The organism is Pseudomonas sp. H3_C08, from assembly GCF_054669455.1.
On record NZ_CP162803.1, the window covers coordinates 1,034,824 to 1,054,579 of the forward strand.

Sequence of the window (19,756 nt, forward strand, 5' to 3'; positions counted from 1 at the left end):
TTGTTGCAGGCATAAAAAACCCCGTCACTTGGACGGGGTTTTTTTAGTGCGCGCAGAAATTACTCTGGGCGAACCTGTGCAGCTTGCATACCCTTTTGGCCTTTCTCAGCCACGAAGGAGACGGTCTGGCCTTCTTTCAGGCTTTTGAAACCGTCGGATTCGATAGCTTTGAAGTGTACGAACAGGTCGTCACCGCCACCTTGAGGAGTGATGAAGCCGAAGCCTTTTTCATCGTTGAACCACTTAACGGTGCCGGTTTGGCGATTAGACATGGTGTATCTCCAAGAAACATATATTTTTCAGTACTGTGCTGCTCAGGCCAACTGGGCACACCCGGGTATCATAGTCGAAATGTTCGCTTTGGTAGCCCCCTGGACGTGCTGTTTGCCAATCAGTCGTGTTTTCTTTACTGCCTTTATCGGCTGAAAGCCCCGGTTTACAAGGCTTTTAGCGGAACGTAAAGACGATAAAAAAACCTGTAAAACCTGCATAAAACGTCTGAAAAGACGCAAATTCAGCCCTTTTCAAGGGCGCTGGGCCGAGTCAGGACGCTTTTTTTCTTACTTTTTCGCCGGAGTATTCGCCTTGCATTTGGCGATTTGGCCCAGCGCTTTCTGCTGCAGTTCAGGGGTGGCCTTGTTGTCCATCAGCGCCTGAATGTCGGCGGCAGGATAGGACTTGATGGCGTCAGCGCCACAGGCACAATGAGATTTGGCTGCCGCAGCGCCGATCTGTGGGGTCGCCGCCTGGGTGCACTGCGCCATGTACTTCTCGCGCTCGCCCTTCGGCCAGTCGGCGTGGGCGCTCAGTGGCAGCAGCATAACGATAGGGGCGACTACGGCGAACAGGGTATTCAGACGCATGCGAGGATGCTCCTTGTGGGTCAATGTCTTGTTATCTGAGGGCTGAAAGGCCTATCAAGTTCAGCACTCTGGCATAAAAACAGACGATTTGCCTTCTGATCAAACAGAGGCATAAGTGACCGCTCATCTGTGCTAGCATGCCGGGCTCAAGCGTTCTCTGGCGCCGGATGACCTTCAGTCCCGGCAGCGGTCAACGTGCGAATATTTTCGATTTGAATCCCAGTCACTCTGGTTCGGTTTTCCGGTTGGCCGCAAGGCTCCTGCCGCTGTAAGGCAGGCGTTCGTCATTGAATGGCCTGGATCGGATCTTGTACTGGCTCATCCCAACCCACGTGACCTTTGGTAGGGGTCACCACTAGGAGAGGAGGCGCCATGCCAACTATTACTCTTCCCGACGGCAGTCAACGTTCATTCGATCACCCGGTTTCCGTAGCCGAGGTCGCCGCATCCATTGGTGCCGGTCTGGCCAAAGCCACACTGGCCGGCAAGGTCAATGGCCAACTGGTCGACGCCAGCGACATCATCAGCAGCGACGCGACCCTGCAAATCATTACGCCTAAGGATGAAGAGGGGCTGGAGATCATTCGCCACTCTTGCGCGCACCTGGTTGGCCACGCGGTCAAGCAGCTGTACCCGACTGCGAAAATGGTCATCGGGCCGGTCATCGACGAAGGCTTCTATTACGACATCGCCTTCGAGCGTCCTTTCACTCCGGACGACATGGCCGCTATCGAACAGCGCATGCAACAGCTGATCGAAAAAGATTACGACGTCATCAAGAAAGTCACTCCGCGCGCCGAAGTGATCGAAGTGTTCAAGGCTCGTGGCGAAGACTACAAGTTGCGCCTGGTCGAGGACATGCCGAACGAACAGGCCATGGGTCTGTACTATCACGAAGAATACGTCGACATGTGCCGCGGTCCGCACGTGCCGAACACGCGTTTCCTGAAATCCTTCAAGCTGACCAAACTGTCCGGTGCCTACTGGCGCGGCGACGCCAAGAACGAGCAATTGCAGCGCGTTTACGGCACCGCTTGGGCAGACAAGAAGCAGCTGGCGGCTTACATCCAGCGCATCGAAGAAGCTGAGAAGCGCGATCACCGCAAGATCGGCAAGCGTCTGGGCCTGTTCCACACCCAGGAAGAATCCCCGGGCATGGTGTTCTGGCACCCGAACGGCTGGACTCTGTACCAGGTGCTCGAGCAGTACATGCGCAAGATCCAGCGCGACAACGGCTACCTTGAGATCAAGACGCCGCAAGTCGTTGACCGCAGCCTGTGGGAGAAATCCGGGCACTGGGCCAACTACGCCGACAACATGTTCACCACGCAGTCGGAAAACCGCGACTACGCGATCAAGCCGATGAACTGCCCGTGCCACGTGCAGGTGTTCAATCAGGGCCTGAAGAGCTACCGCGAGCTGCCGATGCGTCTGGCCGAGTTCGGTGCCTGCCACCGTAACGAGCCATCGGGTGCGCTGCACGGCATCATGCGCGTACGTGCGTTCACTCAGGACGACGCTCACATCTTCTGCACCGAAGAGCAGATGCAGGCTGAGTCCGCTGCGTTCATCAAGCTGACCATGGACGTTTATCGTGACTTCGGCTTTACCGATGTCGAGATGAAACTGTCCACTCGTCCGGAAAAACGCGTCGGTTCCGACGAGCTGTGGGATCGCGCTGAAGCTGCTTTGGCTGCAGCCCTTGATTCTGCGGGCCTGCCGTACGATCTGCAGCCGGGTGAAGGTGCGTTCTACGGTCCGAAGATCGAGTTCTCGCTGAAAGACTGCCTTGGTCGGGTCTGGCAATGTGGTACTCTGCAGCTCGATTTTAACCTGCCTGTCCGTTTGGGCGCTGAATACGTCTCTGAAGACAACAGCCGCAAACACCCAGTGATGTTGCACCGTGCGATCCTCGGTTCCTTCGAGCGCTTCGTCGGGATTCTGATCGAGCACTACGAAGGTGCGTTCCCTGCGTGGCTCGCGCCAACCCAGGCGGTGATCATGAATATCACTGATAAACAGGCAGATTTTGTTGCAGAAGTTGAAAAAACTCTCAACGAAAGCGGATTTCGTGCCAAGTCCGACTTGAGAAATGAAAAGATCGGCTTTAAAATCCGCGAGCATACTTTGCTCAAGGTTCCCTATCTTTTGGTTATCGGAGATAAGGAAGTCGAGATGCAGACTGTCGCTGTGCGTACTCGTGAAGGTGCTGACCTGGGCTCGATGCCCGTCGCCCAGTTCGCTGAGTTTCTCGCGCAAGCGGTTTCCCGGCGTGGTCGCCCAGATTCGGAGTAATTATTATTAAGCGTGAAATGAGACAAGATAAACGAGCTGCACCGAAAGCCCCGATCAACGAGAATATCTCGGCACGCGAGGTTCGGTTAATTGGCGCTGATGGCGAGCAGATTGGCATCGTCTCGATTGATGAAGCGCTTCGTATTGCTGAAGAAGCAAAGCTTGATCTGGTGGAAATCTCCGCAGACGCAATCCCACCGGTTTGCCGTGTGATGGATTACGGCAAATCGATCTTCGAAAAGAAGAAGCAGGTTGCCGCGGCGAAGAAGAACCAGAAGCAGATTCAGGTAAAAGAAATCAAGTTTCGTCCAGGGACGGAGGAAGGGGATTACCAGGTAAAACTGCGCAACCTGGTACGTTTCCTGAGTGATGGGGACAGGGCCAAGGTATCCTTGCGATTCCGCGGCCGTGAGATGGCCCACCAGGAGCTGGGGATGGAACTCCTCAAGCGGGTTGAAGCTGACCTGCTCGAGTACGGTTCTGTCGAACAGCATCCTAAGATGGAAGGACGCCAGCTGATCATGGTCATCGCCCCGAAAAAGAAGAAGTAATCAACAGGGCACGGCAGGCCTTCTGATTATGTTTATCAACTGAATGCGGAGTATCCGAACATGCCAAAAATGAAAACCAAAAGTGGTGCTGCTAAGCGGTTTCTGAAAACTGCTAACGGTATCAAGCACAAGCACGCTTTCAAGAGCCACATCCTGACTAAAATGTCGACCAAGCGTAAGCGTCAACTGCGCGGTAGCAGCTTGCTGCATCCGTCTGACGTGGCAAAAGTCGAGCGCATGCTGCGCCTTCGTTAATTTAGTCAAGAATAGAGGAAGTAACTCATGGCTCGTGTAAAGCGTGGCGTCATTGCCCGTAAGCGTCACAAAAAAATTCTGAAACTTGCTAAAGGCTACTACGGCGCACGCTCCCGCGTATTCCGTGTTGCCAAGCAAGCGGTAATCAAGGCAGGCCAATACGCCTACCGTGACCGTCGTCAGAAAAAACGTCAGTTCCGCGCTCTGTGGATCGCTCGTATCAACGCTGGTGCTCGTGTTAACGGTCTGTCCTACAGCCGTTTCATCGCTGGCCTGAAAAAAGCGTCCATCGAGATCGACCGTAAGGTTCTGGCTGATCTGGCAGTGAACGAAAAAGCGGTGTTTGCTGCGATTGTCGAGAAAGCTAAAGCCACCTTGGCTTAAGTACCCCCGACAATCACCCGGCCTCACTTCCGTGGGGCCGGGTGGTAAACGTCTTAAATAGGGGAAGAGCCTTCAAGCTCTTCCCCTATTTTGTATCTGGAGTCTGTACATGGAAAACCTGGATGCGCTGGTCTCTCAAGCACTAGAGGCTGTGCAAAGCGCTGAAGATATCAATGCCCTGGAGCAAATCCGGGTTCAATACCTTGGCAAAAAGGGCGAATTGACTCAGGTGATGAAGACCCTGGGGAATTTGCCGGCAGAAGAGCGTCCGCAAGTCGGCGCCCTGATCAACGTTGCCAAGGAACGTGTCACAGGCGTACTCAATGCGCGCATGGCTCTGTTTGAAGAAGCCGAACTGGCTGCCAAACTGTCCGCCGAATCCATTGACGTGACGTTGCCGGGCCGTGGCCAGACCTCTGGTGGTCTGCATCCGGTGACCCGGACTCTGGAACGTGTTGAACAGTTCTTCACCCGCATCGGCTACGGCATCGCCGAAGGCCCTGAGGTCGAAGACGACTATCACAACTTTGAAGCGCTCAACATCCCAGGCCATCACCCGGCCCGGTCGATGCATGACACCTTCTATTTCAACGCCAACATGCTGCTGCGCACCCATACCTCGCCGGTACAGGTCCGCACCATGGAATCGAAACAGCCGCCGATCCGCATCGTCTGCCCGGGCCGCGTGTATCGCAGCGACTCCGATATCACCCACTCGCCGATGTTCCACCAGGTCGAAGGCCTGCTGGTTGATCGCGACATCAATTTTGCCGATCTCAAAGGCACCATCGAAGAATTCCTGCGGGTGTTCTTCGAAAAAGAGCTGGCCGTACGTTTCCGTCCTTCGTACTTCCCGTTCACCGAGCCGTCCGCTGAAGTCGATATGGAATGCGTGATGTGCAGCGGTAAAGGCTGCCGTGTCTGCAAGCAGACTGGCTGGCTGGAAGTGATGGGCTGCGGCATGGTTCACCCGAACGTGTTGCGCATGTCCGGCATTGATCCGGAAGAGTTCTCCGGTTTTGCTTTCGGCATGGGTGTCGAGCGTCTGGCCATGCTCCGTTACGGCGTGAACGACTTGCGTCTGTTCTTCGACAACGACTTGCGGTTCCTCGCGCAATTTCGCTAGTCGTAACGAATTCTTAGGAGAGCAGGATGAAATTCAGTGAACAATGGCTGCGTGGCTGGGTTAGCCCGCAGGTAAATCGCGACGAGCTGGTTGCTCGTCTGTCGATGGCGGGCCTTGAGGTCGATAGCGTGACCCCGGCCGCCGGTGTTTTCAGTGGTGTGGTGGTGGGTGAGGTGCTGAGCACCGAGCAACACCCTGATGCCGACAAGCTGCGTGTGTGCCAGGTCAGCAATGGCGCGGAAACTTTCCAGGTCGTGTGCGGTGCGCCAAACGTGCGTCCGGGCCTGAAGATTCCGTTCGCCATGATCGGCGCTGAGCTGCCGGGCGACTTCAAGATCAAGAAGGCCAAGCTGCGCGGCGTCGAGTCGAACGGCATGCTGTGCTCGCAAGCCGAGCTGCAGATCGGTGAAGGCAACGACGGTCTGATGGAGCTGCCGGTCGATGCACCGGTGGGCGAAGACTTCCGTGTGTACCTGGATCTGGAAGACGCCAGCATCGAGGTCGATCTGACCCCGAACCGCGGCGACTGCCTGTCCCTGGCCGGTCTGGCCCGTGAAGTCGGCGCACTGTATGCCGCGCCGGTCACCCGTCCGGTGGTCATGGCCATTCCTGCCGCGCACGACGAAGTGCGTTCGGTAGAAGTGCTGGCCCCAGCCGCGTGCCCGCGTTACCTGGGCCGCGTTATCCGTAACGTTGACCTGTCCAAGCCAACGCCGCTGTGGATGGTGGAACGTCTGCGTCGCGCCGACGTGCGCAGCATCGACGCTGCCGTCGACATCACCAACTACGTGATGCTCGAGCTGGGTCAGCCGCTGCACGCCTTCGATCTCGCCGAAATCAACGGCGGCATCCGTGTGCGCATGGCGGAAGAGGGCGAGAAGCTCGTTCTGCTCGACGGTCAGGAAGTCAGTCTGCGTAGCGATACGCTGGTCATCGCCGACCACACCCGCGCGCTGGCGATTGCCGGTGTGATGGGCGGCGAACACAGCGGCGTCTCTGCGACGACTCGCGACGTATTCCTGGAGAGTGCGTTCTTCGACCAGATCGCTGTTGCTGGCAAGGCTCGCTCCTACGGCCTGCACACCGATGCTTCGCACCGCTATGAGCGTGGCGTTGACTGGCAACTGGCCCGTGAAGCCATGGAGCGCGCCACTGGCCTGCTGCTGGACATCACTGGCGGCGAAGCCGGCCCGATCATCGAGACCGTCAGCGAGCAACATCTGCCGTCGATCGCACCGATCACTCTGCGCTCCCAGCGCATCACCCAGATGCTGGGTATGGAAATGGATTCCGCCCAGGTTGAGCGTTTGCTCGGCGGCCTGGGTCTAGGTATTACTGCCGATGGCGAAGGCCAGTGGCGCGTAGAAGTGCCAAGCCATCGCTTCGACATCAGTCTGGAAGTCGATCTGATCGAAGAACTGGCGCGTCTGTACGGCTACAACCGTCTGCCGGTTCGTTACCCGCAAGCGCGTCTGGCGCCGCAAGCCAAAGCCGAAGCGCGTAGCGATCTGCCGGAACTGCGCCGCCTGCTGGTAGCGCGTGGTTATCAGGAAGCGATCACTTACAGCTTCATCGATCCGCGTCAGTTCGAACTGTTCAGTCCGGGCGTCGAGCCGCTGTTGCTGGCCAATCCGATCTCTAATGACATGGCAGCCATGCGCTCGTCGCTGTGGCCGGGTCTGGTCAAGGCGCTGCAGCACAACCTCAACCGTCAGCAAGATCGCGTGCGTCTGTTCGAAAGCGGTCTGCGCTTCGTTGGTCAGCTCGAAGGCCTGAAGCAAGAGCCGATGCTGTCCGGCGTGGTTTGCGGTAGCCGCCTGCCGGAAGGTTGGGCGCAAGGTCGCGACACGGTTGATTTCTTCGACGTCAAGGCTGATGTGGAAGCGGTGCTCGGCTTCGCCGGTGCACTGGATTCGTTCACCTTCGCTCCGGGCAAACACCCTGCGTTGCACCCGGGTCAAACCGCGCGCATCGAGCGCGAAGGGCGTGAAGTCGGTTTCATCGGCGCCATTCACCCGGAATTGTCGAAAGCCTTGGGTCTGGACCGTCCGGTCTTCGTTTTCGAGCTGGTTCTGGCTGAAGTGGCACTCGGTAAAATGCCGAAATTCCACGAGTTGTCGCGCTTTCCTGAAGTGCGTCGTGACCTTGCACTGATTGCGCACAAAGACGTCGCGTCCGCGTCCGTACTGGACGTAATCCGTGAAAATGCAGGCGAATGGCTCACGGATCTCAGGCTGTTTGACGTGTATCAGGGTAAAGGCATTGATCCTGATAGAAAAAGCCTTGCAGTTGGCTTGACCTGGCAGCATCCATCGCGCACTCTTAATGACGATGAGGTGAATTCGACGACGCAAAATATCCTCACCTCGCTCGAACAAAGGTTGAACGCCACGTTAAGGAAGTGACGTATGGGGGCTTTGACGAAAGCTGAGATGGCGGAACGTCTGTATGAAGAGCTGGGCCTGAACAAGCGGGAAGCCAAGGAATTGGTAGAACTGTTTTTCGAGGAAATCAGGCACGCTCTTGAAGACAACGAGCAGGTCAAATTGTCCGGTTTCGGCAATTTCGACCTTCGGGACAAACGCCAGCGGCCTGGCCGCAACCCGAAAACGGGGGAAGAAATCCCGATCACGGCTCGCCGTGTGGTCACCTTTCGTCCAGGGCAGAAGTTGAAGGCCCGAGTTGAGGCTTATGCTGGAACCAAGTCATAACGACGAACTACCCGTCATCCCGGGCAAACGCTACTTCACCATCGGTGAAGTCAGCGAGCTGTGTGCCGTAAAGCCACACGTGCTGCGCTATTGGGAGCAGGAGTTTCCTCAACTCAACCCCGTCAAACGCCGCGGAAACCGCCGGTATTATCAGCGCCAGGACGTGCTGATGATCCGGCAGATCCGCGCGCTCCTTTACGATCAGGGTTTCACCATCGGCGGCGCACGCTTGCGCCTGTCCGGCGATGAAGCCAAAGACGACACGACCCAATACAAGCAGATGATTCGGCAGATGATTGCCGAATTGGAAGATGTGCTGGTGGTTCTCAAGAAATAAAAAGCAGCGTTTGAATACTTCCAGTTTTCAAACGCTTGCGCTATATTCTTGAGCGTTCTTCGAGATGAAGAACGAGTTGCAAGACCAGTCGGGGCGTAGCGCAGTCCGGTAGCGCACTAGCATGGGGTGCTAGGGGTCGAGTGTTCGAATCACTCCGTCCCGACCATATAATTCAAGGGGTTGCGAGATTTTATCTCGCGACCCTTTTTTATGTTTGGTCGTTTTTACCCCCACAAAACCACCGGCTCTGGGTGGAATCCTCACGGCTTCCGCGTGGGCGGACGCAGGCTTTGGCGCTCACGCGTGGTCTCTTTACCAATGTTGATTGGTCTTTTTCTTCAGGTTCTGACGTTTTTGAGTGTTTAAGACTATTCTCCTGCGTATTGAGAACTACATACAGGTCAACCATCAGCTTGTATATCTCAGGTCGCTCGGGTCATCCTACGTACCCGGTAGTTAGGCTTGGGCGGCACTGGGATCGTATAGCCGTCGGGGACTAGACTGCGTAGGTCATAGCCCATCATGAATAATCCAGCTTCAAAGGCGTGGCAGCGGTCTACCAGCTGAGGCTGCTTGGCGAATAGTTCGGACCCTTCTAGTACCGCGCGGATGATCCAACCTAATTGGAGCTGGCGCCGTGCCCAAAGGTGGCGACTGGTGGTGGAGAGTTGCGGTGTACCGTTGTAGCCAAGCTTTAAGTGTTTTGGGTTTCGAATCTGGTCGCCGATCCCTGGCCCCCAGGCGAAGTCCAGTGCCTGCGGCGCAGTGGTGCCGGTGCCTTGGCGGTAAAGGCGGTAGAGCAGCGCGATGGCGGCACCGACCCGGCCGTCATAGATGGGAGAGCCAGTGGTATCGAGCAGGGCATGGATCTTAGTCATGCCCGAGTCGAATCTTAGGATGTTCTGCTTGGTGAGGTGGTTGAGCTGCTGCTTGCGGTCCAGCGCGAGAAGCGCTTGGCACTGCTTTAGGTAATTCACCAAGTTCTTGTCGTGCATTTGCTCTTTGAGGAATCCGACGGCGCCATCGACATTTCCCCACGCTAGGATCGCTTCGCAGGCCCCATGCGTGGCGAACTCATCGCGGGCTCGAACCGCAAGGCGCAAGCGAATGCGCAGCCGGCGCAGCTCCGCCTTTACCGTCTCCCAGTTCCCGCCCCACTGGTATTCCGCCTGAACCGCTTCGATACCTTGAACCTTGCAGTCGATCGCTTTGCGCACGAACCTGCTGCGCGAGACCTTCAGATGCACTGGCAGAGTGGGGAGGTTTTCGATTAGCCACTGGATGAGGCCGAGCACGTCCGGTTGCTCGAGAAACTGCTTGCGATTCATTCCATGGCTCCTGGTCGCGCCGTGATGCGGATGATGCTCTAAGGTAGCGCACGACGGGGTAGACTCGGGGATTGATCGTGCTGCGGTCTCGTGTCATCGGAAAAACCATGTTCTGAGTTCAGTGGACATGACCTGCGAAGAAGGGGGGTAAGTGACAAGAGTTGGGCAGGGCGCTTGCTCAGGTTTTTTATTAGCCTGATGAAGCTTTTGTGGAACAGCATTAGTAAAACCGCGACAGCAGGAAAAGCCATCGCGGTTGTTCTGCGTTTTAGCGGTTAGCGTCGGCCAAGCCAGCCTCAATGAAGCGCACGGAGCTCTCCATCGCCTGCTGACCTTCTGGCAGCATGGTGGCGTAGAAGTGCCAGGCGTGGAACATTGCTGGCCAAACTTCCAGGTTCACGCGAACTCGGTTATCAGCCAAGTGAGTTGCAAGGCGCATTGCATCACTCAACATCAGCTCGTTCTCGCCGATCTGCACCAAGATTGGTGGAAGACCGGTGACGTCCGCGAACACAGGTGAGGCCAGAGGATGATTGGCCAATGTGTCGCCCAGGAATGCTCTGGCGAGGATGTCCAAGACAGGCTTGGAGTTCAGAGGATCCAGACCTTCACGATTGCTCATGGAGGCACCGGTGTGTTCAAGGTTTGCCCATGGCGAGATGGACGAACCAACTGCAGGCAGTGGAAGCCCTTTGGATTTCGCAGCCACCATCACGCTGACAACCATCGCGCCGCCGGCTGACTCGCCAGAGAATGCGATCTTGTTAGCTGGGATCTTCTGCTCAAGCAGCCACTCGTAGGCGCGCAGTGTGTCGTCAATAGAGGCTGGGAACTTGTGCTCAGGGGCAAGGCGGTAGTCCGGCATGTACACACGAGCACCGAGCATTTTCGCGTAGTTGCCGCCGATACCGTGGTAGCCGTCTGGACGTCCTACAATGTAGGCGCCGCCGTGGATGTACATCACGACCGCGTCGGTTTTGATCTCGTCCGGAGTAACCAGTGTGCCGGGTACGCCGCCCATGTCGACTGCTTCGAATTTAACGCCAGCTGGCGCTGGATTTTGCGCGAGCATTTTTGCGTAAGAGTCGCGGATGTCGCTCATTTTTGTGGTGGTATCGATTCCCTTAAGAACGGGTACCAGATCGCTAAGGCTATTGGCCCAGGTTTGGACGGCTGCTTGGACTTTAGTGTTCATAATGACCTCAATTGATCGTTGGGAGTGGATTAGCTAATTGAGATACTATGCTTAGTATTGGGGAATAGGGTTCCCCATAACAGGTGCTGAGCCGCCCGAACGTTGAGACTACCGAGGCCGTATGGAACTCCATAACCTGAATGATATTGCCGCGTTTGTGAGCTCGGTAAACGCTGGAAGCTTCACTGCGGCGGCAAAACAGCTTGGCCTTACGCGCTCTGCAGTGGGGAAGTCGATAGTCAGGCTCGAGGCTCGTTTACAGGTACGTTTACTGAATCGCACTACGCGCAGTTTAAGCATGACGGATGACGGCCAGGTTCTGTATGAGCGCTGTGTGGGCGTTCTTCAGGATCTGGACGACGTGGAGGATGCCCTTGCGTTTCGTCGTTCGACACCCAGTGGGCGACTGCGGATGAGTCTGCCGGTTGCGCTGGGCAGACTTCATGTCCTTCAGCACATTGAGTGCTGCCTTAAGGATTGGCCCTCCCTGAGCGTGGATATCACCTTTTCTGACAGGCTGGTCGATCTGATCGATGAGGGATTTGATTTGGCCATGCGCATCGGGCCACCGAAGGAAGATTCTCGGTTGTTGACGCGCACTGTGGCCTACCAACAAATGATTACCTGCGCTTCCCCCAAATATTTGGCTGAGCACGCCGAGCCTAAAACGCCGGAGGATTTATCCGAGCACCAGTGCCTGCATTTCGTGAGTGGTGGGAGATTGCTTCCTTGGAATTTTCGCGTGAATGGTAGCTCTGTGTCCGTTACTCATGGTGGAAGGCTACAGATGGACAGTGCTGAGTCATTACACCAGTCAGCTGTAGCTGGCCTGGGTATCGCGACTCTTCCTTCCTACGTGGTGAACGACGATTTGAGGAGCGGCAAGCTTGTTCAATTGCTCGCTGGGTATGCAGAGGCCGCAGAGCCTATTCGGGTGATCTACCCTAGCAAGCGGCACCTATCTCCAAAAATTCGACTCTTCATCGATAAGCTCGTGGAGGCTTGGTCGCCATGCCCGCCATGGGAGCAGCATTCTGCGGAAGGCATTCACTCTGCCTGACCCGTGAGCAAAGCCCGCGCGGCTAGTCGATACCTAGCATATGCATCGCGCATTCATTTCACTTGAGCATCGACTTCCAGGCGTGGGCACTGCGCCCGTATTCCGTGCATTTGCCAAAGAAGCCAGTGCCTCAGAGGCTTAGTGCGCCGGTGTTTTCCACATCCTCAATATGATTGGCGCAGATGCTCATGACTGCGTTTCGTAGGAACTACTGGCGCTCCTTGCGGGGGAAGTGACCATGCAGACCGCTTGACAGCGGTGAAATATCCGAATAAAAATGAAGCGCTTCATAAATATCTCTTTTGAGAATAAATACAAAAAATAGAGTCGTGAAAAGAACACAGAATTTGTTGGCTTAGGCCCGCAGGATGTGTGAATGAAACGATTCATATTTGCCGTTTCCCTAGGCAAGTCTGGAGATCATAATGATCACTGCATCATTAGCCCTCGCTCGGTCAACCACGCCGGCGGCCCTCGCCACTCGCTTATCTAAAGTCACCGACCGCTCCGACACGGGGGCACTGGCTTCGCCACGCAAATCTCCTAAAACCACCCGCCTACATGAGTACGAAATTTTCGGTCAGCCAGTGCGGCATTGGACGCGTGTGAGCATCACCGCGTCTTGTTTCTGTTTTTTCAGCGCGGGGAATTTGTCGTGACGAATTTTCGACATTCAGGACGCACAGTTCTCATTACCGGGGCAGGAGGGGGCATCGGTGCCTCAATTGCCCGGCTGTACTGCGAGGAGGGTGCGCGGGTTGCCTTGGTAGATTTCGACGAACAGTCAGTTTCCGAGCTTTCCCGGCAACTCAGTGCTGCCGGACATTTGGTGGCTTGGGCTAAAGCTGACGTATCAGATTTCGCTCAATGCAGTCGAGCCTGTCTTGAGCTTAGTGAGCAGCTCGGCCCGATCGACACCTTGATTAACAATGCAGGTATTTCACCCAAACACGAGGGCGCACCAGCGCCGATTTGGGAAATGGATCCTCAGGAATGGGATCGCGTCGTTGGCATCAATCTGACAGGCTCATTCAACTTGGTCAGAGCTCTCGCACCAGCGATGGTCGAACGCCGTTTTGGAAGAATAGTGAATATGTCTTCCGTTGCTGGCAGCGCTTACCTCCCTATCGTCGCGGCGCATTACAGCGCCACGAAAGCCGCAGTTATCGGCTTTACCCGTCACCTGGCAGGTGAGCTCGGGCCCTATGGCATTACTGCAAACGCACTGGCTCCGGGACGCATCGAAACGCCGCTTCTTAAAACCGTTTCTGCGCAAGCGAACCAGGCAGTCGTTGATGAGACTCCGTTGGGCCGTCTTGGAACGCCACTTGAGGTAGCTAAAGCAGCATGCTTTTTGACTTCAAACGACAGCGACTTCATCACGGGCCAAGTTGTGGATGTGGCGGGTGGCTGGTTGATGCGCTGATCCATCCGGGCTCGTATTCAACGTAACGATTTATCTCACAGTTTTTCAGCAGCGGGTGGTGGCATGGTTCGAACAATGGGTTTTCCTGGCCGATACGAGCAAGGGCCAGGCGCGCTAAAGCAGCTTGGCAGAATCCTTTCCGATATGGGGCAATCGCGCCCATTGGTCTTGTGCGACGAGTTCGTCTCGAGGCATCTGTGGCCTGAGGTAGGGAATGCATTGTCAGAGCATGGCTTCGAGGCGAACAGTATCGTTTTTCCTGGTGAATGCACCAAAGCTGCAATTGCGTCTCTCTGTGAGCGATCAGCAGATTACAGGCCAGACACCATCATCGCTTTGGGCGGGGGTAAGACAATTGACACGGCTAAAGGGATGGCTGCTCAGCTTAACGTCCCCATTGTCGTATGCCCGACCATTGCTTCCAGCGACGCCCCAACCAGCCGTTTGATTGTGCTTTACGACGAGGCGCACAAGGTCGTTGGTGTCGAGTACCTGAACATGAACCCCTCCGCAGTCGTCGTGGACACCGAAGTGATCGTCCGTGCGCCTGCAAGGTTTTTCGCCGCAGGCATCGGCGACGCCATCAGTAAAAAGTTTGAGGCGCAACAATGTCAGTCTGCCGGAGGCAATAACTCATTTGGTACTCCAGCGTTGAACACTGCATTGCTGCTGACAGAGGCTGTGTTTAAGACGCTTATGACCTACGGGTACAGCGCTTACCAAGCAGTAGGCCGGCACGAGGTTAATGATGATGTCGAGCGGGTTGTTGAAGGAACCGTCCTTATCAGTGGCGTTGGGTTCGAGAGTGGCGGCTTGTCGCTAGCTCATGCGCTTGTGCGAGGTCTTACGGCAATTCCTGCGATTACTTCCATGCTGCATGGTGAGCTTGTCGCATTCGGGACACTGGTGCAGATGTCCGTCGAAGAGCGCCCAGACTCAGAGATCCTAGAGGTCGCTCAGCTTCTGAATGATGTGAATCTTCCCGTCACCCTCGACGGCCTTGGCCAGACGTCTGCGTTTACCTCTGAGGAATTGGACATTGTCGTCCAGGCAACACTGGGTGCGGTGTACGCAAAAAATATGGCGCCAGCCCTTACGGCTGAACGACTCATCCGAGGACTCGCTCGTGCCGACGAGCTGGGACAACGATTTGAACGTTTCAACTAACCGCTAAATGCAGCACAGCTAATCCAAGAATAAAAGAGGCTCAGAAAATGACAGACAAGACCGTTCCGCATATTCATGACTTGCTCAAAGACTCCCCTAAGAACTGGGGTAAGTGGGGCCCGGATGATGAGGTAGGCTCACTCAACTACCTTACAGGTATCGAAGTTCTCCAAGGGGTCAAAGAGGTCAAGCAAGGCAAGACATTTACTTTGCAGGTGCGGATGGCAGATCCTGCTGGTGACCCGGTCTGGCCTGGTCGCTCCCAGTCAAAACGCATGAATATCATGGATCGTGGTCACTACAACTGTGGCAAAGGCCCACATTTTCCGGGCTCTTACGAGTTCGCCGACGACGTGATGTTTTTTCATCTTCAAGGGTCAACTCAGTACGACGCCCTTGGGCATGTCTGGTACGACGATCAGATTTGGAATGGCTACAGCGCCGATACCACTATCGGTTCCCTGGCCAAGGCGAGCGTTGCTCCATTGGGTGAAAAAGGCATTGTTGGCCGAGGTATTCTGATCGATATAGCACGTCACCGTGGCAAAGATGTGCTTGATGCCGGTGAGACGTTCAACCATGAGGATTTGATGGCTGCGGCCCGGGCTCAGGGCGTCTCTATCAACAAGCGCGACATTCTCATCATCCGCACTGGATGGATTGGCTCGTTTTATAAACGCGACCCGGAAGAGTTCTACAAAGACTTTATCGAGCCAGGCCTGACCTACAGCCCTGAGCTGGTGAAGTGGTTTCAGGAGATGGAAATTCCGAACATTGTCACTGACACCATTGCTAACGAAGTCACCGTCGATCCCGTGTCAGGGGTTGCGTTGCCGTTGCACAACGCACTCATGAGGAACTTGGGCATCACTCTCACTGAGATCGCTCAGCTTGATCCTCTCGCTGAGGACTGCGCTGAGGACGGTCAGTGGACGTTTCTCTACACTGCAGCCCCTCTAAAGGTCGTTGGCGGAACCGGAGCTCCTGTGAATCCGATCGTCATTAAATAAGTGTCTTTGCCTGGGGGCAGCAGAAACGCTGTTCTCAGGTTTTTCCCTCCAATTAACGGCTCCCGAACGGCAGGCTGTTGGCTTATCATCCTCTGCGCAAATCGAGGGCGTTCTTCTGATCGTCCTGTCTCCGCGCTACGATCGAGGATGCTGAATCTCCAATGAAAAAAATCGAGAAACCGAAGCTCAAGGATGTGGCTGAATTGGCGGGCGTCTCGATGGGGAGTGCTTCAAGAGCATTGGCTGTCCCGCACTTAGTGAAACCTGCAACGCTGGCCAAAGTACAAGCAGCTGTTCAAGAGCTCGGGTACGTGCGAGACGGGGCCGCGCGTGCTTTGGCATCCAGGCGCACGCACAGCATCGGAGCCGTTTTTCCTACTTTTAACAACCCTGCGTTCGCTGAAGCTGTCCAGGCCCTCCAGTTAAGGCTAACGGAGCTTGGGTATCACCTAATCATTTCTTCCCATGAATACGACCAGGCGCAAGAACTGGTAAACGTAAGGAACATGATTGAGCGGGGCGTCGAAGGCCTACTGTTAGTGGGTACTGAACATAGTCCTGAAATTTATGAAGCACTAACTGCCGCCCAATGCCCATTCATTCTCATGTGGTCACTAGATGGTGCTCACGACCATCACTGCGTGGGGTTCAGCAATGAGGAGGGTGGTCGATTGATAGCCAGGCACTTGCTTAGCCTTGGTCATCAAAGTATCGCCATGATCAGTGGAGTTGTTTCTAACAACGAACGGGCAAAATACCGTCTGAAAGGAATCACCGCTCAGCTACTCGAGTCAGGGATAGAGCTTTCAAGTGAACGGATTATTGAGCAGCCATTCACGATTGAGGGAGGGCGCGCCGGGCTGCGGATTGCTATGGAGCTTAACCCCAAGCCTACGGCCATTGTCTGCAGCACTGACCTCACCTGTATCGGAGCGTTGGCGGAAGCGCGCTCCAATGGGATCGACGTCCCCAAAGAACTATCAGTCAGCGGGTTCGATGATATCGAGTTCGCGGCTGCCTACGTGCCAGCCCTGACGACCGTCAGGGTGCCGACTTCGAAAATTGGTATCAGCAGCGCCAACAACATCGTTGCGCTGATCGAGGGGCGCCCACTTGCACGCCGCGAGCGCATACAAATCGAACTCGTCGTCCGAGATAGTACGGCGCCACGGCCCTAGAGCGTTTCCAGGAAGGGACTAAACTCTTGGTGCTTCTTTGGCATTGAACCAGCCTGGGCGGTACTCGCTCCAGGTCAGTTGCCAGAAGCCTTCATGCTTGCGACGAAGCCGCATCCGGTAATGCGCGCCATAGAGAGGCGTGCCATCTTGCGTGTGTGAGTTTCCAGGAATGACTCTGCCGACAATCATTTCCGCTACACCCTTTTCCTCGTCGGACTTGATCTCCAGCACGTCCGCGAAATGCTGCATCCACGGCCAGGGCCTGCGAAACTCTTTGAAGGAGCCGATGATCGCGTGGCGCCCTTCAATAAGGCCCATCGGTTGGAAATCACCAGCGGCATCGTTGGCAAAGCAATGGGCAAGTAGCTGCATGTCAGCCTGATCCAGCGCCCATGAGTAACGAGCGTAGGTTTCAGCAATACACTCCTCGCTGGGTACCGAAGGCGTTGAGCTTGGGAAAGCAAGCCATGGCGCGTTCAGTTCGCTCACGATGGTCGGGGCTGGGTCGCCAATTCTCCATCCGTCGTCACCTGGTGGAAGCTGCCAGTGAGTTGCAAGCGAGTAGTCCCCGGTTACCCAATTCAAGGCAATCAGCACGCTGTCGAGGTGCCAGGTGCCTGCTGTCTTTTTCAGAGAGCCCGTGACAGTCATTCCAAATCTGAGCTTGGCCGACTTTGTGGCTTTGCTGATATGGCCATAGGCGTAGAAACTGAAAGTGGCGTCGGTTTCTCCACCTCCCACATAGTGATTGGTTGCCTTCACTGAAAAGCCATCAGCCTTGACACGGTCTTGCTGGAAAGCTCTGACAATCTTGCGTTCACCCTCATGAGCGGACATGTGGCTTGTCACCAACTGGCAATTTTCAGTGAATATATCCCCAGCAGACTCCCAATTACCGCTCTCCCAGGCTTCCAGAAAGGTGGCTATAACGCCCTTAATGTCGGTGCGATCACTTGAGCCGGTCACTGGGTCACCTGCGAGGCAGGTTGGCCTATGGGAAAGTGTGGCAGGACATACTCAGCCATCTCCTCCAGGACATCAGCGGCTGGTCGCTGCAGAGGTTTGATATTCAGTGCGACGTGTGAAACACCTTCATCCTGTTGCCGTTTCCAGAGCTCCACGAGAGCATTACGCCCGATCCTTATTCCGTTGTAGCCTCGTTCCAGCGGTGTGTTCGGATCCTTCGCCAGATCGAAAAATGTCGCGTAGCCGTATGGTTTTGCATTGCCGGTCTGGCTGGCAGAACGGAACTCGCGGATGAGGCCGGGCAAACGATTGAAGTCGCTCAGATGCCAAATCCAGGCATCGGCATTATTGGCTATCCACTCAAGCGTCTGACGGGCCCGGCCTACGACAATCATGGGGAGTCGAGGGCCAACTGGCTTGGGTACCATGTCTAGCAAGCCTTCCAGCTGGCCGAAAAGTTTGGTTGAGACGCTTGGGAAGCTGTTTTCAGTGACTGTCTTAATCAGCTCGAAGCCTTCCCGGTATCGTTCTTCTCTCGCTTCGAAATCAATCCCGAATGCTGGATATTCAATCGGGCGATCTCCGCTGGATAGCCCTAGCAAGAAACGACCGCCGGTTAGCTGGTCGACCGAAACGGACTGCTTAGCGACGATCAGTGGTTCACGTAACGGAAGAACGATGCCCGTTGTGCCCAAGGCAATGTTTTTGGTAACAGCAGCCAGATATCCCAGATATACAAACGGGTCGATCATTTGACCAGTATCACCAAAGCTCGGGTCATAGAAGGGCACATCTCTCATCCACAGACTTGCGAATCCAGCCTCGTCCGCGATGCGAGCAAGGCGTTGATGATCCTGCAGCGTGGGAAACGGTGAATTCGGATAGCCCTCCAAGGGCATGATGTATCCGAAGGTGAGGCATTCGGGCTGGAACACTCGCGAATAGGCCGGATGAGCTGCAAGCTCGGGACTGAGCTCAAGGGAAGGGCTGAGAGAAGTCATTGCTAAACCTCATTATTTCAAGCCGATTACTACTGTGTAAGCGGCTTTCAGATGAACAGGTCTGCATGGTAGTGAAGGTATTGGGGAAAATGTGTCCCCTCTGATGGGGCGCGATCCACTGGTCGCCGCTATCCACTCAATGAAAAATCTTCTGGGTCAATCGCTTGAACTCGTCCGTAGTAGGCGTCTTAGATGTGTCGCGGCCTTCAACGGGATGAGTCTTACGCGCTGTGACGAGTGGTCACAGATGGTGTGAATTTCTGAGTATTCTCCTGTGCGAGAGCATCACCTACTCTCACTCAGCGATTGAAATCCTGGCTCGCTCGCCAGTCACACGTTGAGAGAAATTATAATGAATACGCCCGTTAAACCTGATGAACTTGCCATTCCTTATGCTTTGCCGCAGGTGCCTTTCATGTCTCCAGACATGGTGCATCCAGGCGTTATGACCACTTGGCTCGAAGACGATAATCTCTGGGTGCCCGTCACCAAGTCAGTATCTTTCAAACCACTGCTGCTGAGCGTTAGCGGTGGGTACTACATCAACTTGCTCCGAGTGCGGCAGAGCGGGGTTTTGTCACGTCACCGCCACTCAGGTGCAGTGCATGCGATCGTGTTGAAGGGGCGTTGGTACTACCTCGAACACGATTGGGTTGCTGATGAAGGCTCCTTTGCATTCGAGCCGCCAGGGGAGACTCACACTCTGTTCGTCCCTGAAGATGTCGAAGAAATGATTACCTGGTTCCACGTTCAGGGTGGCTACACTTACGTCGACCCACAGGGTGTCGCGGTTGGCTATGAAGACGTTTTCACCAAGCTGGAAGCTGCCCGCAGCCATTACAAAAATTTGGGCTTGCCGGACGATTATATCGAGCAGTTCATTCGCTGATTTTGGTTCAAAAA

At 55.3% G+C, this 19,756-nt stretch carries 20 protein-coding genes and 1 tRNA gene; 15 read left to right on the plus strand and 6 right to left on the minus strand.

Annotated features, from left to right (window positions below; all coding sequences use genetic code 11):
- Nucleotides 1-59: 59 nt before the first annotated feature.
- Complete coding sequence (locus AB4N74_RS04800) at nucleotides 60-272, minus strand: cold-shock protein (RefSeq protein WP_003179963.1); 213 nt, start codon at nucleotides 270-272, stop codon at nucleotides 60-62.
- A gap of 288 nt (nucleotides 273-560) precedes the next feature.
- Nucleotides 561-863, minus strand: coding sequence for a hypothetical protein (locus AB4N74_RS04805; protein WP_093432157.1), 303 nt, complete (start codon nucleotides 861-863; stop codon nucleotides 561-563).
- A gap of 372 nt (nucleotides 864-1,235) precedes the next feature.
- On the opposite strand from AB4N74_RS04805, the gene thrS reads away from it, so the two are divergent.
- The 9 genes from thrS (at nucleotide 1,236) to AB4N74_RS04850 (ending at nucleotide 8,688) form a co-directional block, all read left to right on the plus strand.
- Nucleotides 1,236-3,158 carry a threonine--tRNA ligase gene (gene thrS / locus AB4N74_RS04810; RefSeq protein ID WP_007913488.1) on the plus strand — a complete coding sequence of 641 codons (1,923 nt, stop codon included), beginning with the start codon at nucleotides 1,236-1,238 and terminating at the stop codon, nucleotides 3,156-3,158.
- A complete protein-coding gene (infC, locus tag AB4N74_RS04815) occupies nucleotides 3,158-3,709 on the plus strand; it encodes a translation initiation factor IF-3 (protein WP_171057393.1) in 552 nt (183 codons plus the stop codon). The genes thrS and infC overlap by 1 nt, the downstream gene beginning before the upstream one ends.
- Nucleotides 3,710-3,769: 60 nt before the next feature.
- Entirely contained in the window at nucleotides 3,770-3,964 is a 195-nt protein-coding gene (rpmI, locus tag AB4N74_RS04820; RefSeq protein ID WP_002553160.1) for a 50S ribosomal protein L35, read from the plus strand.
- Nucleotides 3,965-3,991: 27 nt separating this feature from the next.
- Nucleotides 3,992-4,348 (plus strand): 50S ribosomal protein L20, encoded by a 357-nt coding sequence (gene rplT, locus AB4N74_RS04825; RefSeq protein WP_007913489.1) that lies wholly within the window; start codon nucleotides 3,992-3,994, stop codon nucleotides 4,346-4,348.
- A gap of 109 nt (nucleotides 4,349-4,457) precedes the next feature.
- Complete coding sequence (pheS, locus tag AB4N74_RS04830; protein ID WP_003226365.1) at nucleotides 4,458-5,474, plus strand: phenylalanine--tRNA ligase subunit alpha; 1,017 nt, start codon at nucleotides 4,458-4,460, stop codon at nucleotides 5,472-5,474.
- Between the two features lie 26 nt (nucleotides 5,475-5,500).
- On the plus strand, nucleotides 5,501-7,879 hold the full coding sequence (pheT, locus tag AB4N74_RS04835; protein WP_460098456.1) for a phenylalanine--tRNA ligase subunit beta: 2,379 nt from the start codon (nucleotides 5,501-5,503) through the stop codon (nucleotides 7,877-7,879).
- A 3-nt stretch (nucleotides 7,880-7,882) separates the two neighbouring features.
- A complete protein-coding gene (ihfA, locus tag AB4N74_RS04840; protein WP_002553164.1) occupies nucleotides 7,883-8,185 on the plus strand; it encodes an integration host factor subunit alpha in 303 nt (100 codons plus the stop codon).
- The gene (locus AB4N74_RS04845) at nucleotides 8,166-8,522 is read left to right on the plus strand and encodes a MerR family transcriptional regulator (protein WP_003179985.1); all 357 of its coding nucleotides are present in this window, start codon (nucleotides 8,166-8,168) and stop codon (nucleotides 8,520-8,522) included. The genes ihfA and AB4N74_RS04845 overlap by 20 nt, the downstream gene beginning before the upstream one ends.
- An 89-nt stretch (nucleotides 8,523-8,611) precedes the next feature.
- Nucleotides 8,612-8,688, plus strand: a tRNA-Pro gene (locus tag AB4N74_RS04850).
- Between the two features lie 256 nt (nucleotides 8,689-8,944).
- Here AB4N74_RS04850 and AB4N74_RS04855 read toward each other — a convergent pair.
- Entirely contained in the window at nucleotides 8,945-9,850 is a 906-nt protein-coding gene (locus AB4N74_RS04855; RefSeq protein WP_320337344.1) for a hypothetical protein, read from the minus strand.
- A 268-nt stretch (nucleotides 9,851-10,118) separates the two neighbouring features.
- Nucleotides 10,119-11,045, minus strand: coding sequence for an alpha/beta hydrolase (locus AB4N74_RS04860; protein ID WP_027620514.1), 927 nt, complete (start codon nucleotides 11,043-11,045; stop codon nucleotides 10,119-10,121).
- Nucleotides 11,046-11,166: 121 nt separating this feature from the next.
- On the opposite strand from AB4N74_RS04860, the gene AB4N74_RS04865 reads away from it, so the two are divergent.
- The 5 genes from AB4N74_RS04865 (at nucleotide 11,167) to AB4N74_RS04885 (ending at nucleotide 16,886) form a co-directional block, all read left to right on the plus strand.
- Nucleotides 11,167-12,105, plus strand: coding sequence for a LysR family transcriptional regulator (locus tag AB4N74_RS04865; protein ID WP_027620513.1), 939 nt, complete (start codon nucleotides 11,167-11,169; stop codon nucleotides 12,103-12,105).
- A 622-nt stretch (nucleotides 12,106-12,727) separates the two neighbouring features.
- A complete protein-coding gene (locus AB4N74_RS04870; protein WP_460098459.1) occupies nucleotides 12,728-13,531 on the plus strand; it encodes an SDR family oxidoreductase in 804 nt (267 codons plus the stop codon).
- A gap of 75 nt (nucleotides 13,532-13,606) precedes the next feature.
- Entirely contained in the window at nucleotides 13,607-14,698 is a 1,092-nt protein-coding gene (locus AB4N74_RS04875) for a glycerol dehydrogenase (protein ID WP_414927516.1), read from the plus strand.
- A gap of 47 nt (nucleotides 14,699-14,745) precedes the next feature.
- Nucleotides 14,746-15,708, plus strand: a complete 963-nt coding sequence (locus AB4N74_RS04880) for a cyclase family protein (protein ID WP_027620510.1) — start codon at nucleotides 14,746-14,748, stop codon at nucleotides 15,706-15,708.
- A 161-nt stretch (nucleotides 15,709-15,869) separates the two neighbouring features.
- The gene (locus AB4N74_RS04885; protein ID WP_105162266.1) at nucleotides 15,870-16,886 is read left to right on the plus strand and encodes a LacI family DNA-binding transcriptional regulator; all 1,017 of its coding nucleotides are present in this window, start codon (nucleotides 15,870-15,872) and stop codon (nucleotides 16,884-16,886) included.
- An 18-nt stretch (nucleotides 16,887-16,904) separates the two neighbouring features.
- On the opposite strand, the gene AB4N74_RS04890 is transcribed toward AB4N74_RS04885, so the two are convergent.
- Together AB4N74_RS04890 and AB4N74_RS04895 are read right to left on the minus strand one after the other, a co-directional pair.
- Nucleotides 16,905-17,852, minus strand: coding sequence for a nuclear transport factor 2 family protein (locus AB4N74_RS04890; protein WP_093439441.1), 948 nt, complete (start codon nucleotides 17,850-17,852; stop codon nucleotides 16,905-16,907).
- Complete coding sequence (locus AB4N74_RS04895; RefSeq protein ID WP_093439438.1) at nucleotides 17,849-18,853, minus strand: LLM class oxidoreductase; 1,005 nt, start codon at nucleotides 18,851-18,853, stop codon at nucleotides 17,849-17,851. Before AB4N74_RS04895 ends, AB4N74_RS04890 begins: the two co-directional genes overlap by 4 nt.
- 352 nt (nucleotides 18,854-19,205) lie before the next feature.
- Between AB4N74_RS04895 and AB4N74_RS04900 the strand changes: the two genes are divergently transcribed.
- Nucleotides 19,206-19,742: a 2,4'-dihydroxyacetophenone dioxygenase family protein gene (locus AB4N74_RS04900; RefSeq protein ID WP_007913179.1), complete on the plus strand. Its 537-nt coding sequence runs from the start codon at nucleotides 19,206-19,208 to the stop codon at nucleotides 19,740-19,742.
- Nucleotides 19,743-19,756 lie beyond the last annotated feature (14 nt).